Annotated in this window: 24 protein-coding genes; 7 read left to right on the top strand and 17 right to left on the bottom strand. The window is 71.6% G+C overall.

The window, feature by feature from the left end; all coding sequences use genetic code 11:
* Positions 1-174: 174 nt before the first annotated feature.
* Positions 175-1,296 carry a glycosyltransferase gene (locus ABIA35_RS41530; protein ID WP_370361590.1) on the top strand — a complete coding sequence of 374 codons (1,122 nt, stop codon included), beginning with the start codon at positions 175-177 and terminating at the stop codon, positions 1,294-1,296.
* A gap of 64 nt (positions 1,297-1,360) precedes the next feature.
* Positions 1,361-2,488 (top strand): Vms1/Ankzf1 family peptidyl-tRNA hydrolase, encoded by a 1,128-nt coding sequence (locus ABIA35_RS41525; RefSeq protein WP_370361589.1) that lies wholly within the window; start codon positions 1,361-1,363, stop codon positions 2,486-2,488.
* Positions 2,489-2,589: 101 nt separating this feature from the next.
* On the opposite strand, the gene ABIA35_RS41520 is transcribed toward ABIA35_RS41525, so the two are convergent.
* The 3 genes from ABIA35_RS41520 to ABIA35_RS41510 all read right to left on the bottom strand — a co-directional run bounded on the left by ABIA35_RS41520 (position 2,590) and on the right by ABIA35_RS41510 (position 6,302).
* Positions 2,590-4,026, bottom strand: a complete 1,437-nt coding sequence (locus ABIA35_RS41520; RefSeq protein ID WP_370361587.1) for a glycosyl hydrolase family 57 — start codon at positions 4,024-4,026, stop codon at positions 2,590-2,592.
* Between the two features lie 34 nt (positions 4,027-4,060).
* On the bottom strand, positions 4,061-5,533 hold the full coding sequence (locus ABIA35_RS41515) for a glycogen synthase (RefSeq protein ID WP_370361586.1): 1,473 nt from the start codon (positions 5,531-5,533) through the stop codon (positions 4,061-4,063).
* A 148-nt stretch (positions 5,534-5,681) separates the two neighbouring features.
* The gene (locus tag ABIA35_RS41510; protein ID WP_370361585.1) at positions 5,682-6,302 is read right to left on the bottom strand and encodes an endonuclease; all 621 of its coding nucleotides are present in this window, start codon (positions 6,300-6,302) and stop codon (positions 5,682-5,684) included.
* A gap of 152 nt (positions 6,303-6,454) precedes the next feature.
* Between ABIA35_RS41510 and ABIA35_RS41505 the strand changes: the two genes are divergently transcribed.
* Both ABIA35_RS41505 and ABIA35_RS41500 read left to right on the top strand, forming a co-directional pair.
* Positions 6,455-6,865: a DUF2795 domain-containing protein gene (locus tag ABIA35_RS41505; protein ID WP_370361583.1), complete on the top strand. Its 411-nt coding sequence runs from the start codon at positions 6,455-6,457 to the stop codon at positions 6,863-6,865.
* A 174-nt stretch (positions 6,866-7,039) separates the two neighbouring features.
* On the top strand, positions 7,040-7,471 hold the full coding sequence (locus ABIA35_RS41500; protein ID WP_370361582.1) for a DoxX family protein: 432 nt from the start codon (positions 7,040-7,042) through the stop codon (positions 7,469-7,471).
* Here ABIA35_RS41500 and ABIA35_RS41495 read toward each other — a convergent pair.
* Positions 7,432-7,761: a DUF2867 domain-containing protein gene (locus tag ABIA35_RS41495; RefSeq protein WP_370361581.1), complete on the bottom strand. Its 330-nt coding sequence runs from the start codon at positions 7,759-7,761 to the stop codon at positions 7,432-7,434. The genes ABIA35_RS41500 and ABIA35_RS41495 overlap by 40 nt on opposite strands.
* A 239-nt stretch (positions 7,762-8,000) precedes the next feature.
* Between ABIA35_RS41495 and ABIA35_RS41490 the strand changes: the two genes are divergently transcribed.
* Positions 8,001-8,669: a TetR/AcrR family transcriptional regulator gene (locus ABIA35_RS41490; RefSeq protein WP_370361580.1), complete on the top strand. Its 669-nt coding sequence runs from the start codon at positions 8,001-8,003 to the stop codon at positions 8,667-8,669.
* Here the strand turns inward: ABIA35_RS41490 and ABIA35_RS41485 are convergent.
* From ABIA35_RS41485 to ABIA35_RS41430, 12 genes are all read right to left on the bottom strand, one after another.
* On the bottom strand, positions 8,602-9,576 hold the full coding sequence (locus ABIA35_RS41485; protein WP_370361579.1) for a GlxA family transcriptional regulator: 975 nt from the start codon (positions 9,574-9,576) through the stop codon (positions 8,602-8,604). The genes ABIA35_RS41490 and ABIA35_RS41485 overlap by 68 nt on opposite strands.
* Before the next feature lie 53 nt (positions 9,577-9,629).
* Entirely contained in the window at positions 9,630-10,892 is a 1,263-nt protein-coding gene (locus tag ABIA35_RS41480; RefSeq protein WP_370361577.1) for an MFS transporter, read from the bottom strand.
* A gap of 89 nt (positions 10,893-10,981) precedes the next feature.
* Positions 10,982-11,503 (bottom strand): hypothetical protein, encoded by a 522-nt coding sequence (locus tag ABIA35_RS41475; RefSeq protein ID WP_370361576.1) that lies wholly within the window; start codon positions 11,501-11,503, stop codon positions 10,982-10,984.
* A 95-nt stretch (positions 11,504-11,598) separates the two neighbouring features.
* Complete coding sequence (locus tag ABIA35_RS41470; RefSeq protein ID WP_370361575.1) at positions 11,599-12,432, bottom strand: RCC1 domain-containing protein; 834 nt, start codon at positions 12,430-12,432, stop codon at positions 11,599-11,601.
* Positions 12,429-12,965, bottom strand: a complete 537-nt coding sequence (locus tag ABIA35_RS41465; protein ID WP_370346968.1) for a putative immunity protein — start codon at positions 12,963-12,965, stop codon at positions 12,429-12,431. Before ABIA35_RS41465 ends, ABIA35_RS41470 begins: the two co-directional genes overlap by 4 nt.
* An 18-nt stretch (positions 12,966-12,983) precedes the next feature.
* Complete coding sequence (locus tag ABIA35_RS41460) at positions 12,984-14,234, bottom strand: serine hydrolase domain-containing protein (RefSeq protein WP_370361574.1); 1,251 nt, start codon at positions 14,232-14,234, stop codon at positions 12,984-12,986.
* 92 nt (positions 14,235-14,326) lie between these two features.
* A complete protein-coding gene (locus ABIA35_RS41455; RefSeq protein ID WP_370346973.1) occupies positions 14,327-15,139 on the bottom strand; it encodes an ABC transporter ATP-binding protein in 813 nt (270 codons plus the stop codon).
* A complete protein-coding gene (locus ABIA35_RS41450) occupies positions 15,136-16,122 on the bottom strand; it encodes an ABC transporter ATP-binding protein (RefSeq protein WP_370346975.1) in 987 nt (328 codons plus the stop codon). The genes ABIA35_RS41455 and ABIA35_RS41450 overlap by 4 nt, the downstream gene beginning before the upstream one ends.
* Positions 16,109-17,050 carry an ABC transporter permease gene (locus ABIA35_RS41445; RefSeq protein ID WP_370346977.1) on the bottom strand — a complete coding sequence of 314 codons (942 nt, stop codon included), beginning with the start codon at positions 17,048-17,050 and terminating at the stop codon, positions 16,109-16,111. Before ABIA35_RS41445 ends, ABIA35_RS41450 begins: the two co-directional genes overlap by 14 nt.
* The gene (locus ABIA35_RS41440; protein ID WP_370346979.1) at positions 17,047-17,997 is read right to left on the bottom strand and encodes an ABC transporter permease; all 951 of its coding nucleotides are present in this window, start codon (positions 17,995-17,997) and stop codon (positions 17,047-17,049) included. Before ABIA35_RS41440 ends, ABIA35_RS41445 begins: the two co-directional genes overlap by 4 nt.
* Positions 17,994-19,682 carry an ABC transporter substrate-binding protein gene (locus ABIA35_RS41435; RefSeq protein ID WP_370361572.1) on the bottom strand — a complete coding sequence of 563 codons (1,689 nt, stop codon included), beginning with the start codon at positions 19,680-19,682 and terminating at the stop codon, positions 17,994-17,996. The genes ABIA35_RS41440 and ABIA35_RS41435 overlap by 4 nt, the downstream gene beginning before the upstream one ends.
* 40 nt (positions 19,683-19,722) lie before the next feature.
* Positions 19,723-21,396, bottom strand: a complete 1,674-nt coding sequence (locus tag ABIA35_RS41430; protein ID WP_370361571.1) for an amidohydrolase — start codon at positions 21,394-21,396, stop codon at positions 19,723-19,725.
* A 171-nt stretch (positions 21,397-21,567) separates the two neighbouring features.
* Here ABIA35_RS41430 and ABIA35_RS41425 point away from each other — a divergent pair, with 171 nt between their 5' ends.
* On the top strand, positions 21,568-22,308 hold the full coding sequence (locus ABIA35_RS41425) for a TetR/AcrR family transcriptional regulator (RefSeq protein ID WP_370361570.1): 741 nt from the start codon (positions 21,568-21,570) through the stop codon (positions 22,306-22,308).
* Positions 22,309-23,185: 877 nt separating this feature from the next.
* Here the strand turns inward: ABIA35_RS41425 and ABIA35_RS41420 are convergent.
* Positions 23,186-23,992, bottom strand: a complete 807-nt coding sequence (locus tag ABIA35_RS41420) for an SAM-dependent methyltransferase (RefSeq protein ID WP_370361569.1) — start codon at positions 23,990-23,992, stop codon at positions 23,186-23,188.
* Positions 23,993-24,299: 307 nt separating this feature from the next.
* Here ABIA35_RS41420 and ABIA35_RS41415 point away from each other — a divergent pair, with 307 nt between their 5' ends.
* Positions 24,300-25,205 carry a PAC2 family protein gene (locus ABIA35_RS41415; protein ID WP_370347295.1) on the top strand — a complete coding sequence of 302 codons (906 nt, stop codon included), beginning with the start codon at positions 24,300-24,302 and terminating at the stop codon, positions 25,203-25,205.
* The last annotated feature ends 59 nt before the right edge of the window (positions 25,206-25,264 follow it).

The following is a 25,264-nucleotide window of genomic DNA, read 5'->3' as shown; positions in this document are numbered from 1 at the left end:
CCAACCGCCATCCCTGCGCATGCGCAGAGCCTGAGGGATCGCGCTGAGAGAGGGCTGAGATCCAGCCGTGAGGAGGATGAGGAGGGTGAGGAGGGTGAGGGGAGCACTGGGGCAAGGGGAGCAAGGGGTCGCTCATCCGTTTACATCACGGTCCGCTGGACATCCGCTTGTTCCGTGATCACTTTCGGAGTCCTGAGCACGGTCCCTCCCGCCCGGTGCGGCATCGCGACGTTCAGCGAAGCGCTGGTGCGGCACCTGAACGACGACCGTTCCCGATCGTCGGCCGAGCTGGTGCCGATCGCGAGCCACGCGCCGGCCGCCGCGCTGAACCGCTGCGACGTGGCCGTGGTCCAGCACGAGTACGGGATCTACGACGGGCCCGACGGCGAGGCGGTGCTGGACGTGCTCCAGCGGATACGCGTACCGATCGTGGTCGTCCTGCACACCGTGCTCACCACGCCGACCATCTGGCAGCGAACCCTGCTGAGCCGCATGTGCCACCTGGCCGACGCCGTCGTGGTGCTCTCCCAGACCGCGGCGACCCGGCTGATCGACGGCTACGGCGTCGACGGCCACCGGGTCACGGTGATCCCGCACGGGGCGGAGGCCGGCAACGCCAGCAGGCGGGTCGACAACCCCTCGCACCCGCTGCTGCTCACCTGGGGCCTGCTCGGGCCGGGCAAGGGCATCGAGTGGGTGATCGACGCGCTCGCCGAGGTCGGGGATCTGCCGAACGTGCCGCGCTATCTGGTCGCCGGACAGACGCATCCCCGGGTTCTGGCACGGCAGGGCGAGGCCTACCGCGACAGCTTGCGGGAACGTGCGGCGGCGCGCGGGGTCGCACACCTGCTGGAGTTCGACGCGGCCTACCGCAGCCGCCGGGACTTGGCCGCGCTGGTCGCCTCGGCCGACACCGTCGTCCTGCCCTACGACTCCTCCGAGCAGGTCGCCTCCGGCGTGCTGACCGAGGCGGTGGCGGCCCGGCGGCCGATCATCGCCACCCGCTTCCCGCACGCGGCGGAACTGCTGGCCGACGGTGCCGGACTCCTGGTGCCGCACGCCGATTCCCGGGCCGTCGGCGTGGCGATCCGCAGGGTCCTGACAGAGCCGGGGCTGGCCGAGTCGATGCGCTGGCGGGCCGCGCAGATCGCGCCGACGCTGGACTGGGCCGCGGTCGCCGACCGCTACCGGCTCCTGGGAACCCGGCTGACGTCCGCCCGCGCCCGGCGCCTGGAGCAGCCCGGACCGGCGGGGCACGGACGGCCGCGCATCGGACGGCGTACGACGGTCGGCTAGCCGGAGCGTGCAAGAGGCACAAGAGGCGGGTTTGACTTCTCATCCGGCGGCTAAAGGGCCCGCCATGACGACGATCACCGACAATCCTCTCGTCCACGACCTCTACCAGCTTCCGGCCCCGGTCCTGACGGCCTATCTGAACGCGCCGTCCCCCGGCCCCGGCGTCGACGACATGGATCTGCGGCTGCGCTCGCTCTTGGACGACCTGCGCGCCTCGGGCGCGTCGCCGGACGCGTTGGAGGCGCTGGCCAGCGTGTTGGGGACGCTGGAGCCCGGTCGGCCGCCGGCCGCGGCCTTCGTCGGCACCGACGGGCAGACGCGCATGTTCTCGCTGCCCGGCGCCGAGATCGGGGACCAGGCGCACTGCGCGGCGGTGCCGCGGGTGCTGCCGTTGTTGCACTGGCGGCAGCTGCATCCGGCGTTCGCGAGCGTCATGCTCGACCGGGCCGGGGCCGAGCTGGTGGTGCAGCCGGCCGGGGCCGCTCACGCGCTGCGGGCCGAGGTCGCAGGGCCCGACGACGTGATCGAGCGCAACGCCCCGGGCGGGACGTCGCAGTCCCGGTACCAGAACCGGGCCGAGGACTCCTGGCAGCACAACGCCGGGCGGGCCGCCGAGGTCGTCGCCGACGCCCTGGCCGCCGCCGAGGCCGACCTGCTGATCGTCGGCGGCGACGTGCGGGCCGAGCAGTACTTCCTGGACCAGCTGCCGGCGCGGGTGCGCTCCGGGGTCACGATCAAGACCATCCCCGGCGGCCGCAGCCGCGACGGCTCCCAGCACCGCCGCGAGGAAGAGGTCGAGGCGGTGGTGCACGAGTACGTGGACGAGGAGGCCGTGCGCACGCTGGCCCGGGTCCAGGACCGCTCGGGCCCCGGCGGGCTGGGCGTCCAGGGCCCGGCCGCGACGATCCACGCGCTGTCCCGGGCCCAGGTCGAGGTGCTGCTGCTGGCGCAGCCCGAACCCGGAGCCCGGCCCGAGCCCGGCACGGCCTGGTTCGGACCGCGGCCGACCGACATCTCCGAACACCGCGGCGGCGTGCTCGTCCCGGGCGGCAAGCCCAGCCACGCGCGCCTGGACGAGGTGCTGGCACGCGCGGCCGTGCTCTCCGACGCCGATATCCGCATCCTGCCCGCGGGGCTGCCGGACACGCCGCCGCACGGGGTCGGGGCGCTGTGCCGCTTCGCAGTGTCCTGAGGACCGGCCCGGGGCCAGGGCTCACTTCCCGGGGCGCGGGCTCAGTTCCCGGGGCCAGGGCTCACTTCCCGGGGCGCGGGCTCAGTTCCCGGGGCGCGGGCTCACCCGGCGTTGGCGGCCTCGAACGCCCGCCGTGCCAGTTCGGCGCCGAAGTCGGTCCACTCCCCCTGGCCCCAGTACCGGTAGCAGCTGGTCTCGCTGGCCAGCAGGTGGAACAGCGCGCGCCGGTAGCGGAGGTCGTCGGTGGGCACGTGCTCGGCGAGCATCCGGGTGTTGAACTCGGCGCTGGCGCGCTCCATGGGGATCAGGACGTTGTCGTAGCCGCGGACCCAGGACACGTCGGCGGTCCAGCTGCCGCCGTCCCGGCCGGCTTCGTCGTCCTGCTCGCGCCGCAGGGGCCGGATCGGCGGCAGCGTGTCGAGGTCGATTCCGAGGCCGCGCAAGGCTTGCAGGTACTCGGAGGCGGTGACGGCCGGCACGGCGCTGCCCGAGCTCTCGCGCATGACCTCCAGGAACTTGTCCGGGAACTCGTTCATCATCACGCCGCCGTTCTCCCCGTCGGCGATCTGCGTCACCAGCGGCGGGACCGACTGCCCCGCGAGGTCGCGCCGGGGCAGGGACTTGGCCTCGTAGTAGGGCTGCATCTGGGCGACGAGTTTGGTGTCACTGCCCTGGGTCTTGACGATCGCGGTGATGGAGGCGCTCTGGCCCCGGGAGTTCGTGCACACCAGCCGGCGGGGCACGTACGGATCCGCCAGCGTGCTCCCGTCGAGCTCCTCGACCGTGTGTTCCTGGACGAGCACCCATTCGTAGCCGCAGTCGAGCAGGGTCCGGACGAACTCGTACGCGACGTCGGGGTGGTTCGGGAGCGCCATCTCGGCCGGGGAGAAGCCGCGGACCCGGGTCAGCGCCTCGAGGCCGAACAGTCCGGCGAAGTGGTGCTGCCAGGCCTGCACGTGCAGCCGGAAGTCCTGCACCGGCGTGGACGGCGCGACCGCGTGGCCCCAGGTGCTGCCGAGCCATTCGACGGCTTCGCGGGCCCGCGGGTCGGTGGCCAGGTAGCGCAGGTCGTCGAGCACGCCGTCCAGGTGCATCTGGCGCAGGCCGTGCAGCAGGGTGCCGGAGTAGTCGAGCATCACCCGCGGCCGGCGGCCCTCGTCGAGCAGCTGCCTGACGAAGTCGGCCGTCCGGCGGTAGCACCAGGCGAAGACCGGGGCGTTGTGGTTGTCGCCGATGCTTTGGTGCTCCGTCATCCACGCCAGGTTGCCGATGAGCGGGGCCTCGGTGAGTGGGCCGTCGGCGGGGCGCAGCGGCTGGTGCATGTGCAGGGCGACGGCGAAGGCGGCGTCGATGCGCTCCAGGTCCGGCGGGTCGGCGAAGACCGGCCGGGACCGCGCCTCGGCGCGGATCCGGCGGATCAGGTCCTCGCTGCCGCTGAGGTTCGGGAGTCCGTCGACGTACTCAGGTATCTCGTTCTCAGCGATCTCGTTCTTGGGGCTCACGTTCTCAGCGATCTCGTTCTCGGCGATCTCGTTCATGCAGGGCCCTCCCGCGGCCTACTTGTGCCGCGTACTACTTGTGCCGGATGTGTTCATAGATGTCGAGGTAGCGGCTGCCGGGATGGTGCCAGGAGTGGTCGGCACGCATGCCGTTGAGCATCAGGGCCCGGAATTCCTGCGGGTAGTGGCTCCAGAGCCCGAAAGCCCTTTGCAGAGCACTGTCGATCGCCCGGTTGTCGGTGTGCTGGAACACGTATCCGTTGCGCCGCTCGGCGGGGTGCTCGGAGTGGTCCCGGTCGAAGACGGTGTCGCGCATCCCGCCGGTGGCGCGCACCACCGGCACGGTCCCGTAGCGCATCGCCATCAGCGGCACCAGGCCGCAGGGCTCGAACAAGCTCGGCACCACCAGCAGATCGGCCCCGGCCAGGACCAGGTGCGCCAGCTCCTCCTGGTAGGACAGCTCCAGGTGGCAGTCCTGGTTGTTGTTCAGGTGGTCCTTCAGGTGCTGGAAGTGGCCGTTGATGCCGTTGTGCTTCTGCTCCTGGCCCATGAGCACGAACTGGCCGCCGGCCGCCAGCGTCCGGAACAGCGCGTGGTGGACCAGGTGCATGCCCTTCTGCTCGTCGACCCGGCCGACGTAGGCGACCAGCGGGCTCCAGGACTTGCGCAGCATGAAGCGCTCCCGCAGCGCCTCCTTGTTCGCGTATTTGCGCTCGATGGTCGCGGCCGAGTACGGCGCCGGGATGTAGGGGTCGGTCTCGGGGTTCCACACGTCGTAGTCGACGCCGTTGAGGACGCCGCCGAACTTGTCCTGGTGCTCGTAGAGCGTGTGGCCCAGGCCGCCGGCGCTGTCGCCGTAGCGGGCCTCGGCGGCGTGGTTGTCCGAGACGGTGGTGACGAAGTTCGCGTACACCACGCCGCCCTTCATCGGGTTCACGGCGCCGTGGTGGATGTCGTCGCCGAGCCGGTCCCTGCCCAGGAAGTGCTCCACCCGGCCCAGCTGGGTGGCCCACAGCACCTCCGGGCCGGTCAGGCCCTGGTGGCAGAAGTTGTGGATCGTGTAGCACACGCGCTGGTCGCGCAGCACATGTGCGTACTGCTCGTACAGCAGGACCGGGAGCAGGCCGGTGTGCCAGTCGTGGCAGTGCACCACGTCGGGGCGCTTGCCCGAGGCCGCCAGGAACTCCAGTGCCGCCTTGCTGAAGAAGGCGTACCGCAGCGCGTCGTCGTCATATCCGTACATGCGTTCGCGGCCGAAGAAGTTGTCCGCCGAGTGCGGCTCGATGAAGAAGCACTTGCGGCCGTGGACGTGGCCGAACCACACGGTGCAGTGCACCCTCCCGCCGTACCAGGGCACCCACAGGTCGTGGTGGCTCGGCTGCAGATCCCAGACATCCTCGTGGCGCATCCCGGCGTACTTCGGCAGGACGATCTCCACGGCGTGGCCGCGGATCTCCAGTTCGTGGCTCAGACCGAACACCACGTCGCCCAGCCCGCCGGCCTTGGCCACTGGGGCGCACTCGGGTGCGACCATCACGACGTACACGCAAACCACCGTCCTGCATCACTGGGGATCCGCTCAATTTCTAAGCGGTCCTCGCGCGTCGCGCAGGATAAGCCCACCCAAAGGAGTGAGCACGAGCTCAGGGTAAGCAGGAACTCAGGGTAGGCAGGGACTCAGGGTAAGCAGCGACTCAGGCCGCGCGCACCAACGCCGCCGCCAGCCGCGGCAGGTCCTTCGGCGCCACCAACTCCGCCAGCTTCTCCGGGTCCTTCGGCAGGTCGTACTTCCCGGCGCCGTCCAGCGCCCGCCGGTCGAAGGAGGGCCGCAGCTCCGGCCAGATCCCCTGCGCCTCGCGGCAGAAGATCTCCGCGCCGACCGGACCGATGCCGGCGAACTCCTGGAGCAGCTCCCGGATCCGGTCCGGGTCGCCACCGGCTTCGCCGCGCAGGCGGCGCAGGTCGCCGCGCCAGCGGTCGTTGAGCAGGTCGGCGCTCTTGCCGAGCGCGGTGGCGGTGCTCTCGTCGTAGCGCTTGTAGTGGGCACGGCCGAGGGCTTCGACGATCTGGCCCCAGGACGCCTCCGCCATCGCCTTGGGGGTGCGCCAGCCGGCCCCGCGGAGCTCGCGGGCCGCGGCGACGGCGATCCCGGCGGTAATGCGCGCGGAGAGCAGGGTGGTGAGGACCAGGAGCTGGTACAGGGGGCTCGGCTTGTCCTTCAGCTCGATGCCCGCCTCGTGGGCGTACGTCTGGCCGCGCTCGTCGAGCAACTGCTCGGTCCGGTCCCGGAGGTGCTTCGAGGTCTTCTCGCTCATGGCCTGGTCAGGTGCCCCATTACTCCCTACATAAACGGTTATGCCTACCCCACATGGCAGCAGTCCGGACGCCATCGCGCCAAAGGGGCACATAGCGTGTCTCCTTGGTTACCGACGGCACCAAGCCGTCGGCCCGAGTCAGGGAGACATCCATGACCAAGTCGAAGAAGCAATTCGCCGGGGCCAAGCAGCAGCAGCAGGGCCCGAACGAGGAATTCGGCCGCACCATCGAGCTGGCCTTCGTCGACCACCCGTGGCCGGCCAGCCGCGCGGACGTGCTGGAGCACGCAAGCCGGCAGCGAACCTTCGCCAAGTCCGACTTCGCGCGGTTGAAACAGATCCCCCACCGCGACTACCACAGCGTCGCGGACCTGATGGACGCCACGCGCCAGACCAAGGCCTCGGTCGCCCAGGGCTCCGGCCCGGTGGCGACGGCCGAGCACAACCGGCGCGCCATGGGCGAGACCCGGGTGGACGCCTCCATGCACGAGCCGTCCATGCACGAGCCGTCCATGTCCGAGCCGTCCATGCGCTCGGAGCAGTACGACCAGCGGACCCACTAAGGCCGTTGAGCCCGCTGAACCCGTTGGATCACTGATCAACTGATCAACTGATCCGGTAGTGATTCGCCGGGCGGTCGGCGGTCCGGTCCGTTCAGGGCCGGACCGACCGGCCGCCCGGCTCTCCCGCATCAGGGTCTCCCGCATCAGGGTCTCTCGCGTCGAAGGGTGGTCATCATGATCAGACACGCGGCCCACCCGATGCTCGCCGCGATGTTCGTCGCGGCCGGCTACGGCACGCTCATGGATCCCGAGCGGGTCGCGGCGAAGGCCGAACCCGTGGTCGACGCAGTCTCGCGGCGAGTGCCGGGAGTGCCGCGGGACGCCGTTACGGCGGTGCGGCTGAACAGCGCCGTGCAGATCGTCGCGGGCACGCTGCTGAGCCTGGGCCTCATGCCGCGCATGAGCTCCGCGGCGCTGGCCGGCACGCTGGTGCCCACGACCGCCGCCGGGCACCCTTTCTGGAAGATCGAAGATCCCCAGGACCGCGCCCGGCAGCGCATCCAGTTCCTGAAGAACCTCGCGATGTTCGGCGGGCTGCTGTTGGCGGCGACCGAACCGCGGCGGCATCACCGCGGCGGAGTGCGTGCCGCTCTGGCGAGGAGATAAGGCAGCACGCGATGGTGGATCACCGCGGAGACCGCCCACAGCGGACGCGCGATCCGGCGGCGGTAGCGCACGACGGTCACCCAGACGATCCGGCCCTGTTCGACGGACACGATGTTGTTCGCCAGCATCAGCGGTGAGCGCTGCTCCAGGACGAGCCGCGTCGGGCCGGTCGAGGTGATGCGGGCGCCGAGCACCTGGCCGGGCCCCGGCTTCGCGGCGTCGAACAGGAGCGGGAAGCGCCAGCCGGCTTGGACCAGCACGCGAAGCGGGCGCGGCGCGTCTTCGAACACTGATCGCGCCCACTGCTCCGGCGATCGGGACGAGGCTTGCGGGGCGGGGATTTCGAAGGCTGAAGCGTAGTCGCATTCATGGGATGGCAGTTCGCTCGCCGCGCCCTCGTGCGGGACCTCGATGCGCCGGGCTTTCACGTCCGCGCCCTCCCTGCCCGTTGTTAGTTGACAGACGTCTACTAGCGGTCGATCCCGACGATAGACGCGCTATTCGACACACGTCAACTACGATGCCGTCCATGACCAGGCGGCGGCTCAGACCCGAGGAACGGCGCGAGGAGCTGCTGGATGTCGGCGCGGAGTTCTTCGCCGGGCAGCGCTACGACGACGTGCTCATGGAGGAGGTCGCGGCGCGCGCCGGGGTGTCTCGGGCGCTGCTGTACAAGTACTTCCCCGGCAAGCGCGAGCTGTTCGCCGCGATCTACCGGCGCGCGGCCGACCGCCTGCTCGAGGCCGCCCGGCTCGACCCGGACCTGCCGATGGCCGACGCCGTCTCGGCCGGCCTGGACGCGCACATCGACTACTTCGCCGCGCATCGGCTGACCGTGCTGACCGCGAACCGGACGCTGGCCGGCGATCCGCTGATCCAGGCGATCATCGACGACGAGCTCGCCGTGCTGCGGGGCCGGATGCTCGACGCCGCCGGGTTCGGCGGGCACGCCCGCGATGTGGCGTCGGCGGCGTTGCGCGCCTGGCTGGTGTTCGTGCGGGAGATGTGTGTCGAGTGGCTGGAGGGTCAGGCGATCGACCGGGACGAGGTGCGGGCGGTGTGTCTGCGGACGCTGGCCGCGGCCTTGGAATCCGTCCCTGTCGGCTCCGGGCCTGTCGGCCCCGGACCCGTCAGCCCGGCACAGCCGTCGCGAACCGCTGCCGGTAGCCGTACGGGCTCACATGCAGATGCCGGCTGAACGACCGGCGCAGCGTCTCGACCGTCCCGAAGCCGCACTGCCGCGCGATCTCCTCGATGCGCTCCTGGCTGCTCTCCAGCAGCATCCGGGCGCGTTCCAGCCGGATCGCCTCCACGTACACCGCCGGGGTGGAGCCGGTCTCGGCGGCGAAGACGCGGGCGAAGTTGCGCGGGCTCATCAAGGCCCGGGCGGCCAGGGCGGTGACCGACAGGTCGTGGTCGAGGTGGTCGGCGATGAAGTCCTGCAGCTGCCGGATGCCCGGCCGGGACGCGGCCTGCGCGGCCAGGCCGCGGCTGAACTGCGTCTGGCCGCCCGGGCGCCTGACGAACAGGACCAGTTCTCGGGCGACGTCCAGCGCGGCCTGCGCCCCCAGGTCCTCCTCGACCAGCGCGAGCGCCAGATCGATGCCGGCCGAGACGCCGGCGGAGGTGTAGACGTCGCCGTCGCGGACGTAGATCGGGTCGGGCAGCACGGTGACGTCCGGATACTCGCGGGCCAGGTCGTCGCACGCGGCCCAGTGCGTCGTCGCCTCGCGGCCGTCCAGGATGCCGGCGCGCGCCAGCAGGAACGCGCCGGTGCAGACCGAGGCGGTGCGGCTGGCCCGCTTGCTGGCGCTGCGCAGCCAGTCGATCAGTGCCTCGTCCACCGCGTCGCGCCGAGCTCCGGTGGCTCCGGCGACGATGAGGGTGTCGATGCGCCCGCGGAAGCGGTCGATGGTGGCGTGCGGCACGATCTGCACGCCGCTGGACGTCCTCACCACCGGCGCCGGCGCGACCACCTCGATCTCGTAGGCGCCGGAGCCGCGCCCGCGGCCGGCGAAGTCGAAGACGTCCGAGGGCCCGGTGACGTCCAGCGCCTGGACGCCGTCGAAGGCCACGATGACGACGCGGTGCGGCACGGTACCCATGGCTCCATGATGAACCGGCACGCCATCTGGCAGCAATCGCCCGTCCTCCATACTTACTGCCGCTCGCCGCGCGGCCTGGTCCGCCAGGCCTCCCCGGCCACCACGAGCGCCAGCGCGGCGATCGCCGCCCCGAAGATCTCGAACGTCGAGTCCAGCCCCAGCGGGCCGCTCAGGAGCCCGGCGGCGATCGCGGGCAGCGACAGGGCCCCGTAGGCGACGACGTAGAACGCCGACATCACCGCGGCCCGGTGCTCCGGCGGCACGGCCGCCGACAGCGAGCGCAGCCCGCCGAGGAAGGCGACGCCGAACCCGAACCCGGCGATCACACTGGCCACGACGAACAAGGCGGCCGAGCCGCTCGCCACGGCGGCCACGAGCAGCCCCATCCCGGCGGCCAGCGCCAGCGAGCCGTAGCTCGCGCCGGCCCACGGGGCGCCGCGTCCGAACAGCAGCTGGGAGACCGCGGCGGCGGCCGGCAGGCTGGAGACGACGAGCCCGGACAGCACCACCGAGTCGCTGTGCAGCAGACTGGCGCTCAGCTCGGGGCCGAGCGAGAGGTAGAGCCCGTTGAGCGACCAGGACGAGAGCACCGCCAGGGACGCCAGCAGGAACGCGCGCCGGCCCGCCGGCGGCACGCTCGGGCGCTGCGGGGTGAGCCGCAGGCGCGCGCCGGGACGCGGCGTCACCGGATCGTCCAGGCGCAGCGTGGCGATCGTGGCGACGACGATCAGGACGGCGAGCAGGACGTACGGCAGCACCCGCGGCGCCGGCAGGTACTGCACGAGCACCGAGGACGCGAAGATCCCGAGCCCGATCCCGCCCGCCGAGGTCACCCCGTTGGCCAGCCCCACCGCGATCGGGTCCCGCCGCGGATGCAGATCCAGCAGCGCCGCGCTGGCCGCGCTCAGGGCCAGCCCGGTGGCCAGGCCCTGCAGTCCGCGGGCGGCGAACAGCCACCCGACCGAGGAGGCCGGCATGTACACGATCGTGGAGACCAGGATCCCGCCCAGCGCGGCCAGCAGCACCGGGCGCCGCCCGATCTCGTCCGACACCCGCCCGGCCACCAGCAGCGCCGCGAGCACCCCGAAGGCGTAGGTCGCGTAGACGATCGTCAGCGTCACCGCGGAGAAGCCCCACAGCTTGCTGTAGGTGCCGTACAGCGGCGAGGGGATGCCGGAGGCGAACATCGCCAGGCCGACGATCCCGGCCGCCGTCAGGTAGGCCGGGCGCGGCGCGAGCGGACGGCGCAGGTAGCCGGGACGGTGGCCGAGGTCGAGGCGGTCGGGGCGTTCGGCCGCCAACTCGATGGAAGTCATGCGTTCATGGTCGGCCGCGGACGCCGATGGCAGCAATGACAGATGGCGGACGATTTCTGCCAACTATGGCGGCGGCGAGAAGACCCCGCTCAGATCCATCTGGAGACCGCCCGGAAAGCGATACCGGTCCCGGCCCCGTAGGCGAGGTGCGCGCCCAGATCCCAGCCCAGCACCTTGGCGCTGTACTGCCAGATCGGCTTGTAGAGCCCGGCGATCGGCAGCGCGATGTAGTCGTTGGCGAACAGCGCGATGCCCAGCGCCACGCCATAGCGGGCCCGCGGAACCGCCGCGGACCCGGCGAGAAGACCGTAGGCCGCTCCGGCCGCCGTGCCGTAGCCCCAGTGCGCGAGCGTGCTCAGCGGCCAGGCCGCGCGGTCGGGGAGGTCGCGCTGGGTGAAGCCCTCGATCACGCGCTTGGCCACCTGGCCCGGATCCGGGGCCTGCTCCCAGTTCTCGATCGGCGCGAACTCCCAGGCCGCCGGCGCGTCCTCGCCGCCGGCGCGGCGGTACTTCAGGTACTGGACGGCGTCCAGGCACACGGTTCCCACGGCTCCGGCCAGCAGGCCGGACAGCACAGCCGCCAGGGGGGTCCCGGCCGTTTTCGTTCGCATGCCGTCAAGCATCGCTCCGGGACGGCGGCGGCACCCGGGGGACGGCGGCCGGCCAGGGTGCCGGCTGCTCCATTCGGAGGAACGAGGGCAAGCGCTCACAAACGCCATTGCGTGACGTCGCACTGGCCGTAGTCGTTGCCGCCGGCAGCCAGGACGACCCCGTCCGCTCGCACCCCGAGGGTGTGCACAGAACCGGCGGCGACGGCTACGACATCGCGCCAGGACCCGACATCGCACTGCCCGCGGCTGTTGTCGCCGGCGGCGAAGACACGGCCCTGTGTGTCCACGGCGACCGTGTGGTAGCTCCCGGCGGACACGGCGACCACATCGCGCCACCCGGACACTTCCCCGGTCCCGGACGACGCGGCGCCAATGGCGAGCACCCGTCCGTCCTCGGTGAGGGCCGCGGTGTGCAGGTAGCCCGCCGAGACGGAGCGCAGGCCGCGCCATTCGGCGACGGCGCACTGTCCCCTGCGGTTGTTCCCGGCCGCGATGGCCGTGCCGTCCGCGCGCACGCCGACCGAATGCCAGTCCCCGGCGCCGGCGGCGACGATCTCGCTCCAGGCGCCGACGTCGCAGGCGCCTTCCTTGGTGCGGCCCGCCGCACGGACCGTGCCGTCCGCGAGGACTGCCAACGTGCGCCGCCAGCCGGCCGCGATGCCGACGACACCGGTCCAGTCGGCGACGTCGCACTGGCCGTCCCAGTTCCAGCCGACGGCGACGACGGTGCCGTCCGCGTGCAGCCCGACGGTGTGCGAGCGACCGGTGTTCGTGGCCGTGTGCACATTGCCCGCGGCCACGGCGACGATGTCGCGCCACGCTTCGACGCGGCACTCAGGGGCCTGCGGAACACCCGCCGCCAGGACCGACCCGTCACCGCACACACCGACGGAGTGGCGAGGCCCGGCGGCGAGCGCCGGTCGAGTCATCGGACCGGGTCCTCTCGCAGCCCCGCATCCAGTTCGGCCATGACCGAGACGACTTCCTGTCGGCCCGCCTGAACACGGGGGTAGCGTCGCAGCACTCGGACGACCTCGGGGCTGACGTGCTGGAGCACGACGGCCACAGCGTCCGGATGCGTCAGGGGCTCCACCGGGCGGTGGCGCAGCGCGAGAACGCAGTACGCCGGCCCGCGCAGGATGTGGCCAACCTGCGCGGCGTCCGCCAGCGGATGCAGGTAGGCCGAGGCCGCCGCGTCCCCGGCGGCCATGGCCGCGTGGGCCGCGGGCGGCTCGACCTCCTTGGCCGCCCGATGCGCAGCGAGCGCCGTGACCCGCTGCGCATTGGACCGGCCACCCCCGTGCACGAAGGCCGTCGCGGCGTCCAACGCATCACGGGGCCGGGTGTCCTCGGGCCGGGCCTGCTCGAAGAGCTCGATGACTTGCTCGGCGCAGGCCACGGTGAAGGCCGTGACCGCTCTGAGGTCGTCCAGTGTCAGCTCGAAATCCGGGACGCGCGTCACCCCACCTTGTTACCGCATCTAGAAGGGGCCGAACGTCAGCGGGTGGCTCGGCACCAGCGCCTGGGAGATCGCCTGCGCGACGTCCTTGCCCGGGTTCAGGATGTCCGGCGAGGTCTCGGGCGACTCGGTCGTGGACACGGCGATCGCCAGGTGCTCGGAGGGCAGGTACGCCATCAGCGCGGCGTAACCGGTGAAGGAGGGGTTCTGGAAGATCCAGCCGTTGACGACGATCACCCCCATCCCGTAGTGCGCGGCCTGCGTCTGCGGGATGCAGATCGTGACCGGGCAGTCGCCGCCCTGCGTGTACGGCTGGGGCGTGCCGAGTCCGACCGTGCCGCCGTTCAGGAGCGTCTGGTGTCCCTGGCGGCTGAGGGTCTTGCCGGAGCCGATGGCGGCAGCGGAGCCGGCCAGGTCGCAGATGTCCATGGTGATGACGGCGCCGGGGGCGGTGGTCCACGACGGGTTCCAGAAGGTCGACTCCTCATACGGGCCGCGGGCCGAGGTGAAGGCGTGCAGCACCGGGGCGGGGATGTCGGGGGTGTATCCGTTCGATGTCGCGCGCAGTCCGTAGGGACGGGAGATGCGCTGCTCCAGCAGCTGGTCGAGCCGGGTGTGGGTGATCCGCTCCAGCGCGGCGCCGAGGAGCACGTAGTTGGCGTGCGAGTAGCTGAAGTTCTTGCCCGGCGGGTAGAGCTGGACGGCCGGGTCCGCGATGGCGAGCAGCTCCTGCGGCGTCCAGTGCTTGAACGGGTGCGCCAGCAGCTCGGTGACGAACGAGCTCTCCTTGACGTAGTCCTTGATGCCGCTCGTGGAGTCGCCGAGCATCCGGAGCGTGATCTGGTCGGCGTGCGGCACCTCGGGCAGCCAGCGCGAGATCGGGTCGTCCAGGCTGATCCGGTGCTCGTCGGCCAGCTGCAGCAGGACCACGTTCATGAAGGCGATGCCGATCGAGCCGGCGCGGAAGCGCATGTCGGGACGGGCCGGCACGCCGGTCATGGACGGTCCGAGCGCGCCGGTCCACACGTCGCGGCCGTTCTGCGTCACCCGCACCTGGACCGCCCGCAGCTTCAGCTGGGTACGGACGCGGGTGACGGCGTCCCGGACGGCACGCGCCCGGCTGTCGGAGGAAGACGGGGACGTGACGCACTCGGAGCGCCCCCGGTGCGGGCCGGAGGCGGCGTGGGCGTCGGTCGCCGCCAGGAACGGCGTCGAGAGCAGCAAAGCGGTGCAGAGCAGCGCGGTTCTGCTACGGGGTTTTCTACAGGGCATGGCTCAGTATCCGGTGCCGCCTACCGCCTTCCCGGGCCGGAACTGCCGTGCTGACCTCGATGTTCACCGCGATGGCGTAACGCGGTCGCCGATCACGCCCCATCGCCCGGCTTCCAACCCGCCACCGGCACCGAGGCCCGCAGGGCCCTGGTGTACTCCTGCTCCGGGTGGTCCAGGACGGCCGCGCACTCGCCCCGCTCGATCACCTGTCCCTTGCGCATGACGACGACGGTGTCGCACAGCTGCCGCACCACCGCCAGGTCGTGGCTGATGAGGATGTACGCGATGCCGGTGGCGGCCCGGATGTCCGCCAGCAGGTTGAGGATCTGGGCCTGGATGGACACGTCCAGGGCCGAGACCGCCTCGTCCAGGATCAGCGCCTCGGGCTCGGCGGCCAGGGCCCGGGCGATGGCGGCGCGCTGGCGCTGGCCGCCGGACAGCTCGCGCGGTCTGGCGTCGGCCTGGCGGGTGTCCAGGCCGACCTGGTCGATCAGCTCCGCCAGCCGGGCCGCGCGGGCCGCGCCGGCCAGGCCGCTGTGCGCGTGCAGGACCTCCTCGACGGCCGAGCGGATGGTCTGGCTGGGGTCCAGGGAGGTGTACGGGTCCTGGAACACGATCTGCAGCTGGCGGGCCCGGCGCCGGCGCTCGGTGGCCTTGCGGGCCGGGCGCGAGCGGTCGTGGCCCAGCACGGTCATCGCGCCGGAGGTGGCGTGCTCCAGACCGACCAGCATCCGGGCCACGGTGGTCTTGCCGGAGCCGGATTCCCCGACGATGCCGAGCGCGCCGCCGGCCTCGACGGCGAAGGACACGTCCGACACGGCGGTGAACTCCGTGCGCCGTCCTGCGGCATCGGCGACCCGGAAGACCTTGGTCAGGGCATCGACGGACACGGCCGGGCTGCTCATGGGTGGTTCCTTTCCGCGGCGGGGCCGCCCAACTCGCCGATCCGGTGGCACCGCACCAGTCCCCCGCTGAACGGCTCGAGGTCCGGGCGCCGCTCCAGGCACCCGGGCCGCACGTGCGCGCAGCGGGTGGCGAAGGCGCAGCCGTCGGCCGGCGCCTCGAACGCCGAGACCGGCCGGCCGGGGATCGCGACCAGGCGTTCGGCCCGGGTGTCGATCGAGGGCCGGGAGCCCAGCAGGCCGGTCGTGTAGGGGTGGCGCGCGCTCTGGTGCAGGTTCGCGGCCGGCCGGATCTCGACCACCGATCCGGCGTACATCACCGCGACCCGGTCGCAGACGGCCAGCGCCAGGTCCAGGTCGTGGGTGATGAACAGCATGCCGATGCCGTTCTCGCGCCGGAGCCGGTCCAGGATCGCGACCACCTCGGCCTGGATGGTGACGTCCAGGGCGGTGGTCGGCTCGTCGGCCAGGATCAGCCGGGGCTCGGCGGCCAGGACCGAGGCGATCATCACCCGCTGGAGCATGCCGCCGGAGACCTCGTGCGGGTACTGCCGGAGTCTGCGCTCGGCGTCGTCGATGCCGACGGCGTCCAGCAGCTCCGCCGCGCGCTTCCAGGCCGCCGCGCGGGACATGCCGCGGTTGACCGTCAGCGCCTCGGTGAGGAACGAGCCGATCCGGTGGGTGGGGTTGATGTGCGCGCGGGGGTCCTGGAAGACCATGCCGACCTCGCGGTCCCGGTAGGCGCGCAGCGCCGCGGCGTCCATGGCGTTCACGTCGCGGCCGTCGAAGCGGATCCGCCCCGACACCCGCGCGCCGGCCGGCAGCAGCCGGGTGACCGCGCGGGTCGTCATCGACTTGCCCGAGCCGGACTCGCCGACCAGGCCCACCGCCTCGCCGGCGCCGACCGACAGCGACAGCTTGCTGAGCACCTGCCGCATCCGGCCCTGGACCCGCAGCGCGACGTCGACGTCCTCAAGCTCCAGCATGCCTGCCCCTCCTGTTCCATATCGGGTGCCGCTCCGGCCGCTCCCCGGAGATGCGCGCGCCGAGCACCGTCAGCGCCATGACGCAGGCCACGACGAGCACCCCGGGCATGATCACCGGCAGCATGAACCCGCGCAGCATCGAGTCCTGGTCGCTGACCATGACGCCCCAGTCGGCGGTCGGCGCCTGGACGGCCAGCCCGAGGTAGGACAGACCGGCCAGGTCCAGCAGCGCGTAGCCGAAGGCGATCGCCGACTGGCCCAGGACCAGCGGCGCGATGTTGCGCAGGATGTGGCGCAGGCAGATCCGCAGCGCGCCGAAGCCCTGCACGCTCAGGGCGTCCACGTACGGGCTCACCCGCTGCTGCCGGGCCGCCGCGCGCACCACGCGGGACAGGAACGGCACGTAGGAGATCGACAGCGCGATCACCGCCGGGGTCAGGCCCGGTCCGAACAGCGCCGCGGTGATGACCGCCAACAGCAGGCCGGGCAGTGCGTAGACCAGGTCCAGGATCCGGGCCGTGCCGGCGTCGGCGAGCCCGCCGTACCAGGCGCCCAGCAGGGCCAGCGGGACGCCGACCGCCGTCGAGCAGGCGACGACCAGCGCCGGGCCCAGCAACGAGGTCCGGGAGCCGTAGATCAGACGGGACAGGACGTCGCGGCCGATGGCATCGGTGCCGAGCAGGTGCGTTGAGGAAGGGCCCTGATACGCGTCCAGCAGGCTGGCGTTGTTCGGGTCGTCGGGGGCGAGCAGCCCGGCGCCGAGCGCCATGAGGAGCATCAGGACCAGAAGCGCGGCGGCGATCGTCCCGGACAGCCCGAGGAATCCGTAGGCCGAGGCAATACGGTGCCGCCATCCGCCGGTGCGGCCGGAAGCGGGCCGGCTCGCCGGCGCCATGTCGGGGGCGGGGGTGGTGAGCACGTCGGTCACACGGTCCTCCCGGTGGAGCGCAGCCGCGGGTCGACCGCGGCCTGGAGCAGGTCGGTGGCCGCGTTGGCCACCACGAACGCCGCGACCAGCAGCAGTGCCACGGCCTGCACGACCGGGAAGTCCTTCTGGGACACCGACTGGATGGTGAGCCTGCCGATGCCGGGGATCCCGAAGGCGGTCTCGACGATCAGGGTCGCCGCGAACAGGCCGGCGATCTGCAGGCCGATCACGGTGATGATCGGCGGCAGGGCGTTGCGCAGCGCGTGCCGCCGGATGACGACGCGGCGCGGCAGCCCGCGCGCGATCGCGGTCTGCACGTGTTCCTTCGCCAGCTGCTCGCGCATCGCGTTGCGGGTGACCCGGGCCAGGAAGCCGCAGGAGATGAGCGCGAGGGAGAAGCCCGGCAGAATCAGGCCCTTGATGTGGCCGCCGGGCCCGTCGGGCAGTCCGGTGGCCGGGAACCAGCCCAGCTTGATCGAGAAGATCGAGACCAGGATGGAGGCCGCGACGAACGGCGGCACGGCGACCGAGACCGAGGTGAACACGTTCACCGCGGCGTCCACCAGACCGGGCCGCAGGGCCGCGGCGATCCCCAGGGCCAGGCCCAGCACCGAGATCAGCACCGCCGCGATGCCCACCAGCTCCAAGGTGGTGGCCAGGCCCGCGCCCACCCGCGAGGAGACGGCCTGGTCGGTGACCATCGAGCGGCCGAAGTCGCCGTGCAGCACGCCGGTCAGCCAGTCCCAGTAGCGGACCGGCAGCGGCCGGTCCAGGTGCAGCTGGTGCCGGACGGCGGCGCGCGCGGCCGGCGTCGGGTTGCGGTTCCCGAAGATCACGTTCTCCGGGCTGCCGGGCGCCAGGTACAGGCTGGAGAAGATCAGCATGCTGGACAGCAGCAGCGTCGTCACCAGCCCGCCCAGGCGCAGCAGGAGGTACCGGGCGCTCACGGCGCGCCGACCCCCGCGGCCCACGCCGAGGACATGAAGGAGAACGTCAGCGGGGCCCCGGTCACCCCCTTGTTCTGGAACATCAGGGTGCGCGGCGCGACGATCGGGATCCACGGCAGGTCCTGGGAGATCTGGTCCTGCGCGGTGACCACGTCCGCGGCGCGCGCCGCGGGGTCGGCCTCGCCCTGGGCCTTGAGCAGCGCGGCCTCGACGGCGGGATTGGTGTAGCCGCTGAAGTCCTGCAGGCCGTCCTTGGCCGCGTAGCTGGCGAACATCGCCTGCGGCTCGGGGAACTCCAGGTAGTTCAGGGTCAGGAAGCCGTCGTAGTCGGCGCGCGCCTTGGGGTCGGTGAACAGGTTGCCGTACTGCTGCGGCGGCAGGCCGACGATCTGCAGGTCCAGGCCGATGGCCTTGCCGGCCTGCTGGATCACCTGGGCCATCTGGCTGAAGGTGCTGCCGTCGGCGGTGTAGGCGATCTTGACGGTCTTGCCCTTGGCCCCGGCGGCGTTCACCAGGCCGGCGGCCTTGGTCAGGTCGGGAGTCGCCTTCAGCTTGTCGTAGGCGCTCTGGTAGACGCTCTTCACGGCATCCGGCGCGGTCTGCCAGTAGCCGGGGCCGACCACGGAGTACAGCGGGTCGGCGGCGCCGGAGTAGATGGTCTTGGCGATGCCGGCGCGGTCGATCGCCAGGGACAGGGCCTGGCGGGTGCGGGCGTCGGCCAGTCCGCCGGTCAGGCTGGAGATCAGCAGGTCGACGTTCATCGTCGTCGAGCCCTCGCCGCCGATCCACAGTTTGCCGCCGGCGGAGTGCTGCAGGGTGGGGATCGTCGAGGGCGGCAGGTCGAAGCCGCCGGACAGGTCGCCGGTGTCCAGGGCGGTGGCCAGGGCCTTGGGGTCCTGGTACCACTTGAAGGTGATCTTCGCGGTCTTCGCGGCGTGCGCGGGGTCCCAGTAGTTAGGGTCCTTCTTCAGGACCAGGGTGTTGGTGCCGTCGAAGGAGTCGACGGTGTACGGCCCGGAGCACACGACCGGCGATCCGGGGGCCCCGAAGTTCTGGCCCTGCTTCAGGGTGGCGGCCTTCTCCACGATCGCGGCGCCGAGGTCGCCCATCTCGTTGAGGAATATGTAGTTGGGCTGGTTGAAGGTGATGGTGATCTCGGAGGCGCCGGTCGCGGAGATGTCGGAGACGTACTTGTAGCCGTCGGCGTAGTTCGAGGCCTGACTCGGGTCCAGGTTGCGCTTGAGGCTGAAGACCACGTCGTCGGCGGTGACCGGCTTGCCGTCGCTGAAGTGGGCGCGCGGGTCGAGTTCGAAGACCAGGTGGGTGCCGTCGGTCTGCTTGTAGGAGGCGGCGATTCCCGGGTTCAGCTTGTAGTCCGGGCCGGTGCGCAGCAGGGGCTCGCAGACGTTGCTGAGGATGGTCTCCTCGGGGAAGTCGGCGGTCTTCAGCGGGTCCAGCGAGTACGGCGGGCGGTAGTCGCCGGACCAGGTGATCGAGTCCAGCGGGCCCTTGGCCGGGTCGGTGGTGAACTGCGCGGCCTGGATGTTGGCGCTGGGGTGGGAGATGTTCGCCGAGCCGGAGCCGGAGCCGGAGTTCGAGCCCGAACAGCCGGCCAGCAGCAGGCTCGCGGCGACCGCCGGGGCGCCCGCGCGGAATATGCGGTTCATCGATGCGGTGCGGTTCATGGGTGAAGCAGTCCTTTCTCCTAGAGGGAACCTCGCTTGCTCACTCGGCCGTGTGGACCAGGGCGCCTTCCACGAAGGTGTGCAGGACGGCGGCGTCGCCGATCTCGTGGGCCGGGCCGTCGAAGGGGTCGCGGTCCAGGACCACCAGGTCGGCGTACTTGCCGACCTCGATGGAGCCGGCGACGGCGTCCAGGTGGTTCACGTAGGCGGTGCCGGCGGTGTAGGCGGCGATCGCCTGGCCGAGCTCGAGCCGTTCGGAGGGGTAGAAGACCTTCGCGGCGGCGGACTGCTCGGCGGACAGGCCCGGCTCGACGCGGTTCACGGCGACGTGGATGCCGAGCATCGGGTTCGGGGAGGACACCGACCAGTCCGAGCCCGCGGCGATGGTCGCGCCGGCGCGGCTGAGCGAACCGAACGGGTACTGCCAGGCAGAACGCTGCTCGCCCAGGAACGGGATGGTGAGCTCGTCCATCTGCGGTTCGTGCGCGGCCCACAGCGGCTGGATGTTCGCGGTGGCGCGGAGCTGCCGGAAGCGCTTGATGTCCTCGGGGTGGACGACCTGCAGGTGCGCCAGGTGGTGGCGGCCGCCGGGGCCGTTGGCGCGGCGGGCCTGCTCGATGGCGTCCAGTCCCAGGCGGACGGCGCGGTCCCCGAGGGCGTGGAAGTGGACCTGGAAGCCGGCGGCGTCCAGCTCGGTGACGTAGAGCCCGAGCTTGTCGGGGTCGACGAAGGTCAGGCCGCGGTTGTCGGTCGCGCAGCCGCAGCCGTCCAGGTAGGGGTCGAGCAGGGCGGCGGTGTGGTTCTCGGCGACACCGTCCAGCATGATCTTGATGCTCGCGGCGCGGAGCCGGCCGCCGACCGCTTCGGCCTCGGCGCGGCGCTGCCGGAACAGCTCCAGCTGCTCCAGACCGGCTTCGCGCTCCCACCACAGCGCCGCCGAGACCCGCGCGGTCAGGGCGCCGGAGGCGGCGGCGTCGAGGTAGGTCGCGAAGTTGTCGCCGCCGCCGAGCATGGAGCCGACCCACGCGTCCTGCCACGCCGTGATGCCGAACGAGTGCAGATACGCCTGCCCGGCCAGGAGCCCGTCGGCCAGTTCCGCCGCGCTGGGCGCCGGGATCACCGCGTGCACCAGGCCGGCGGCGCCCTCCTGGAGCATGCCGGTGGGCTCGCCGTGCTCGTCGCGCTCGATGCGGCCGTCGAACGGGTCCGGGGTGTCGCGGGTGATCCCGGCTTCGAGCAGCGCCCGGCTGTTGACCCACATGCCGTGGCCGTCGCGGTTCGGCAGGGCGACCGGGCGGTCCGGGACGACGGCGTCCAGCAGGTCTCTGGTCGGGGCGCCGCCGGGGAAGGCCTCCATGCTCCAGCCGCCGCCGGTGATCCATCGGGGCTCGGGGTGGCTGCGGGCGTGCTCGGCGACGGCCGCGACGTACTCCGGGGCGGATTCCAGGGCGTGCAGGTCGCACTGGCGCATGGTGGTGCCGCCGAACACCGGGTGGACGTGCGCGTCCTGGAACCCGGGCAGCAGCAGCTTCCCGGCCAGGTCGACGACCTCGGTCCGGGCCCCGATCAGGGCCTTGACGTCCCGGTCGCGGCCCACCGCGACGATTCGGCCGCCCCGCACCGCGACCGCCGTGGCCCAGGACCGGGCCGCGTCGACGGTGAAGACCGGGCCGCCGAGGAAGACGAGATCGGCGGGCGATTCGGAGGAGGACACGTGAACTCCTTGCGAAGAGCGGGTGGAGCAGCGGCGCCCGGGAAGAGCGGACACCGCCGGTGTGTGGAGCAGAAAACCCCATGACAACGCTCCTGTCAATGGCATTGACAGCGCCGGTGCGGATACGATGTCATCGTCGCGCCACCTGCCGCCGCACCACCGGAGGACTCCTTGAAGGCCCGCCCCGCCCCGCCCGAAGCCGTTGCCCCGGGCCCCGGTGGCACCCGCCGGCGCCGCGCCGCCCTGACCCGCGAGGCGATCATCGAAGCCGCCCTGAACATCGGCTCCACCGAAGGCGGCTCCGCACTGACCTTCAGCCGCCTGGGCAAGGAACTCGGCGCCGACCCCACCGCCGTCTACCGCCACTTCCGCGACAAGGACGAACTGGTCCTGGCCCTGACCGACCGCATGGTCGAGGAATCGGTCCGCCGCATCCAGGACACCGACCCGGAAACAGTCGACTGGCGCGCCTGGCTACGCCTGGTCGCCCTCTCGGTCCGCACGGTCTACCTGGAACGCCCGGCCATCGCCGTCCTGGCCGCGACCCGCACCGCCGCCACCCCGGCGGAGACCACCAGCGTCGAGCGCATCATCACGGTCCTGCACAAGGCGGGACTCCCCGTCATCGCCGCCGCCGAGGTCTACCGCGGCCTCCTCGACATGACCCTGTCGATGACGCAGTGCACCGCGGCCTGGAACCTACTGCCGACCGAAGTCCAGGAGCAGGACACGCGGGCATGGGCGGTGACCTACGCGATGCTGCCGGAGGAGGAGTTCCCACTCCTGCGGCAGAGCGTCCCACGGCTGGCCGAGCTCAACCGCGACGACGGCGCGGTGTTCGAGTCCGTCCTCGACATCTTCCTGGACGGGGTGCAGGCGCGGATCGAGCAGGGCGCGGCGGGCCCTCGCTGAGCCGGGGCGGCGTTTTTAGGAGCTTTTTACGGCTTCGCGCATGGTTTACGGGATCCGTTGGTGGCGCGGGTTGGCGGTGCTGGTGTCGTGGGGCGGCGGTGGTGTGGGCAGGTGGTCGGGTCTAAGACCACAGTCACGGTCACAGGCGACAGTCAAGAGCGCCTCCGGCGGCGCCTGCGCGGCGTGCGGCCTCGGCTCTGAGGGATCAACAGACCCCGCGTGGGTGGCGGTCTGTGGTGTGGACGGGGCCCACTCGGCGAGGCACAGCGGCGGCCGGGCGGTGCGTGCGTGAGGTGCGGGAACCCTTCCCACAGGCGGGGGTTGTCCCGGATTCCCCGTCGCTTCGGCGGTGCTTGCACAACCAGCCTGTCCTGGCGGTGTCCAGCCGGACGAAACCGGTGGCCAGCAGCGTGTGATCCGGCTTGATACCGCCAGGACAGGATGGTTACCTCCGGTCGACGAAGCGGCGGGGAATCCGGGACAGAGGCGACCACAAGCAACAACCGCCGCCGGGCAGCGCGACCCCCCATCCCCGGAGAGAGCGCCGCTCGCCGCGTAGGCGCCGCCGGAGGCGCTCTTGACCTTGACCTGGCTTATCGCTCTTGCCCTTGACTTTCGCAGTTGCCCTTGACTGTCGCAGTTGCCCTTGACTGTCGCAGTTGCCCTTGACTGTCGCAGTAGAGCCGGCCACCTGCCCACACCACCGCCGCCCCGCGACACGACCCACCACCCCGACCCGCGCCACCAACGGATCCCGCAAACTATGCGCGAAGCCGTAAAAAGCCCCTAAAACCCACCAGCCGACCGCACCAACCCGCCCACGCCACCCCACACCGACCCACACACAAGTCAGTGGCGCTTGAATTCGCGCATCACCTCAAGCCTTGCGGGCGACACCGCCAGCACAGGCGACCTCGGCGGGCATGCCCCAGGGGTTCGGTTCGGGGCGCCACTGCGATACCGATACGACGCCGGGCTCGATGAGCTGCAGGCCCTCGAAGAAGGAAGCGATCTGCTGTGGGCTGCGGGGGGTGTAGGGAACGGCGCCGCTGGCCTTGTTGAAGCCTTGGATGGCCTCGACGTAGGCCGGGTCGGTGTCGCTGCCGTCGTACAGTGCCAGATAGCTGCCCGAGGGCAGGGCCGCCACCAGCTGTCGCACGACGGATCGCGGGTCCTGCTCGTCGCGGACCAGGCCCATGATGCCCATCAGCATGAGGGCTATGGGCTGGGTGAAGTCCAGGGTTTCGGCGGCCTGGCGCAGGATGGCATCGGGATCGCGCACGTCGGCTTCGATGTAGGTGGTGGCGCCCTCGGGAGTGCCCACCAGGAGGGCCTCGGCGTGGACCAGGACCAGCGGGTCGTTGTCCACGTAGACGATGCGGGAGGTGGGCGCCAGGCGCTGTGCGACCTCGTGGGTGTTGTCGACCGTGGGCAGCCCGGTCCCGATGTCCAGGAACTGGCGGATGCCCCCTTCGCCGGCGAGGTGCCGGACGACGCGGGTGAGCATGTGCCGGGACTGGCGGGCGATGTCGGCCATGCCCGGGAAGACCTCGAGGATCTTCTCGGCCGCCTGGCGGTCGACGGGGTAGTTGTCCTTGCCGCCGAGCAGCTGGTTCCAGATCCGGGCCGAGTGCGGCACGGTGGTGTCGATCTTGGCGCGCGGACCGGTGCCCAGGTCGCTCATCGGGGTTGCCTCCTGGCTGAAGAACGTCAGGCTACTGTTTATACAGGGCGGCGACGGTGGCGGCGACGGCCCGTCCAGACCTGTTCTCCCCACCCTCCCCTTGCCGCAGTCGGCCTCGTAAACTCCAGGCCCAGTAGGCTTGAGACGTGCACTGCCTACTGGAAGACCACCTGCGGCCCAACCGCGAAGCGGTGCGACGACGGCTCGAGGGGGCGACCATGCTGACCACAGAAATCCTCAACCCGGACACGACGCGGAGCCCGGACGGCTCGAAGGACACGTTCGCACGAGGCGAAAGGCCAGGTCGATGATCGAGCTGGACGGGATCCCGGAACTGGCCGACCCGGTGATGGTGGCGGCCTTCGAGGGGTGGAACGACGCCGGGGAGGCGGCCTCCAACGCGGTGAAGCACCTGGCCGAGGCGTATGCCGGGGGCGGGCGGGTGTTCGCGGCGCTGGACGGCGAGGACTACTACGACTACCAGGTCCACCGGCCGATGGTGGCCTCGGTGGAGGACCGGCGGCAGGTCATCTGGCCGACCACGCGGTTCTCGATCGTGCGCGCGCCGGCGCGGCTGCTGCCCGGGGACGCGCACGAGGAGCCGCGGGATCTGGTGCTGGTGCACGGTGTGGAGCCGAACATGCGCTGGCGCTCGTTCTGCGAGGAGATCCTGGGGCTGGCGCGGGACCTGGGCGTCGGGCAGATCATCACGCTGGGCGCCTACCTGGCCGACGTGCCGCACACCCGCGCCACACCGGTCACCGGCACCAGTTCCGACGAGGCCTACCAGGCGCTGTTCGACGTGGAGCCGCCGACGTACGAGGGCCCGGTGGGCATCACCGGGGTGTTCCAGGAGGCCTGCCATCACGCGGGCATCCCGCTGATGTCGTTCTGGGCCGCGGTGCCGCACTACGTGGCGCACCCGCCGGTGCCGAAGGCGACGCTGGCCCTGCTGCGGCGCCTGGAGGACGTGCTGGACCTGTCGGTCCCGACCAAGCGCCTGGCCGAGGAGGCGCAGTCCTGGGAGGCCGGCGTGGACGAGCTGGCCGAGAACGACGCCGAGGTCGGCGAATACGTGCGCACGCTGGAGGAACAGCGCGACAACGAGGACGCCGCCGACCTGCCCGAGGCCAGCGGCGAGGCGATCGCCCGCGAATTCGAGCGGTACCTGCGGCGCCAGGAGCGGCGGCGGGGGTCCTCGGAGGAGGGCTAGAGGTCGAACCAAGACGAAAAACGCTGTGGCCGGCTCGCTTTCGCGGGCCGGCCGCGGCG

Source organism: Catenulispora sp. MAP12-49 (assembly GCF_041262705.1).
Lineage (GTDB): Bacteria > Actinomycetota > Actinomycetes > Streptomycetales > Catenulisporaceae > Catenulispora.
Note: the sequence above shows the minus strand (reverse complement) of the source record. Positions and strands in the feature narration are given on the sequence as shown.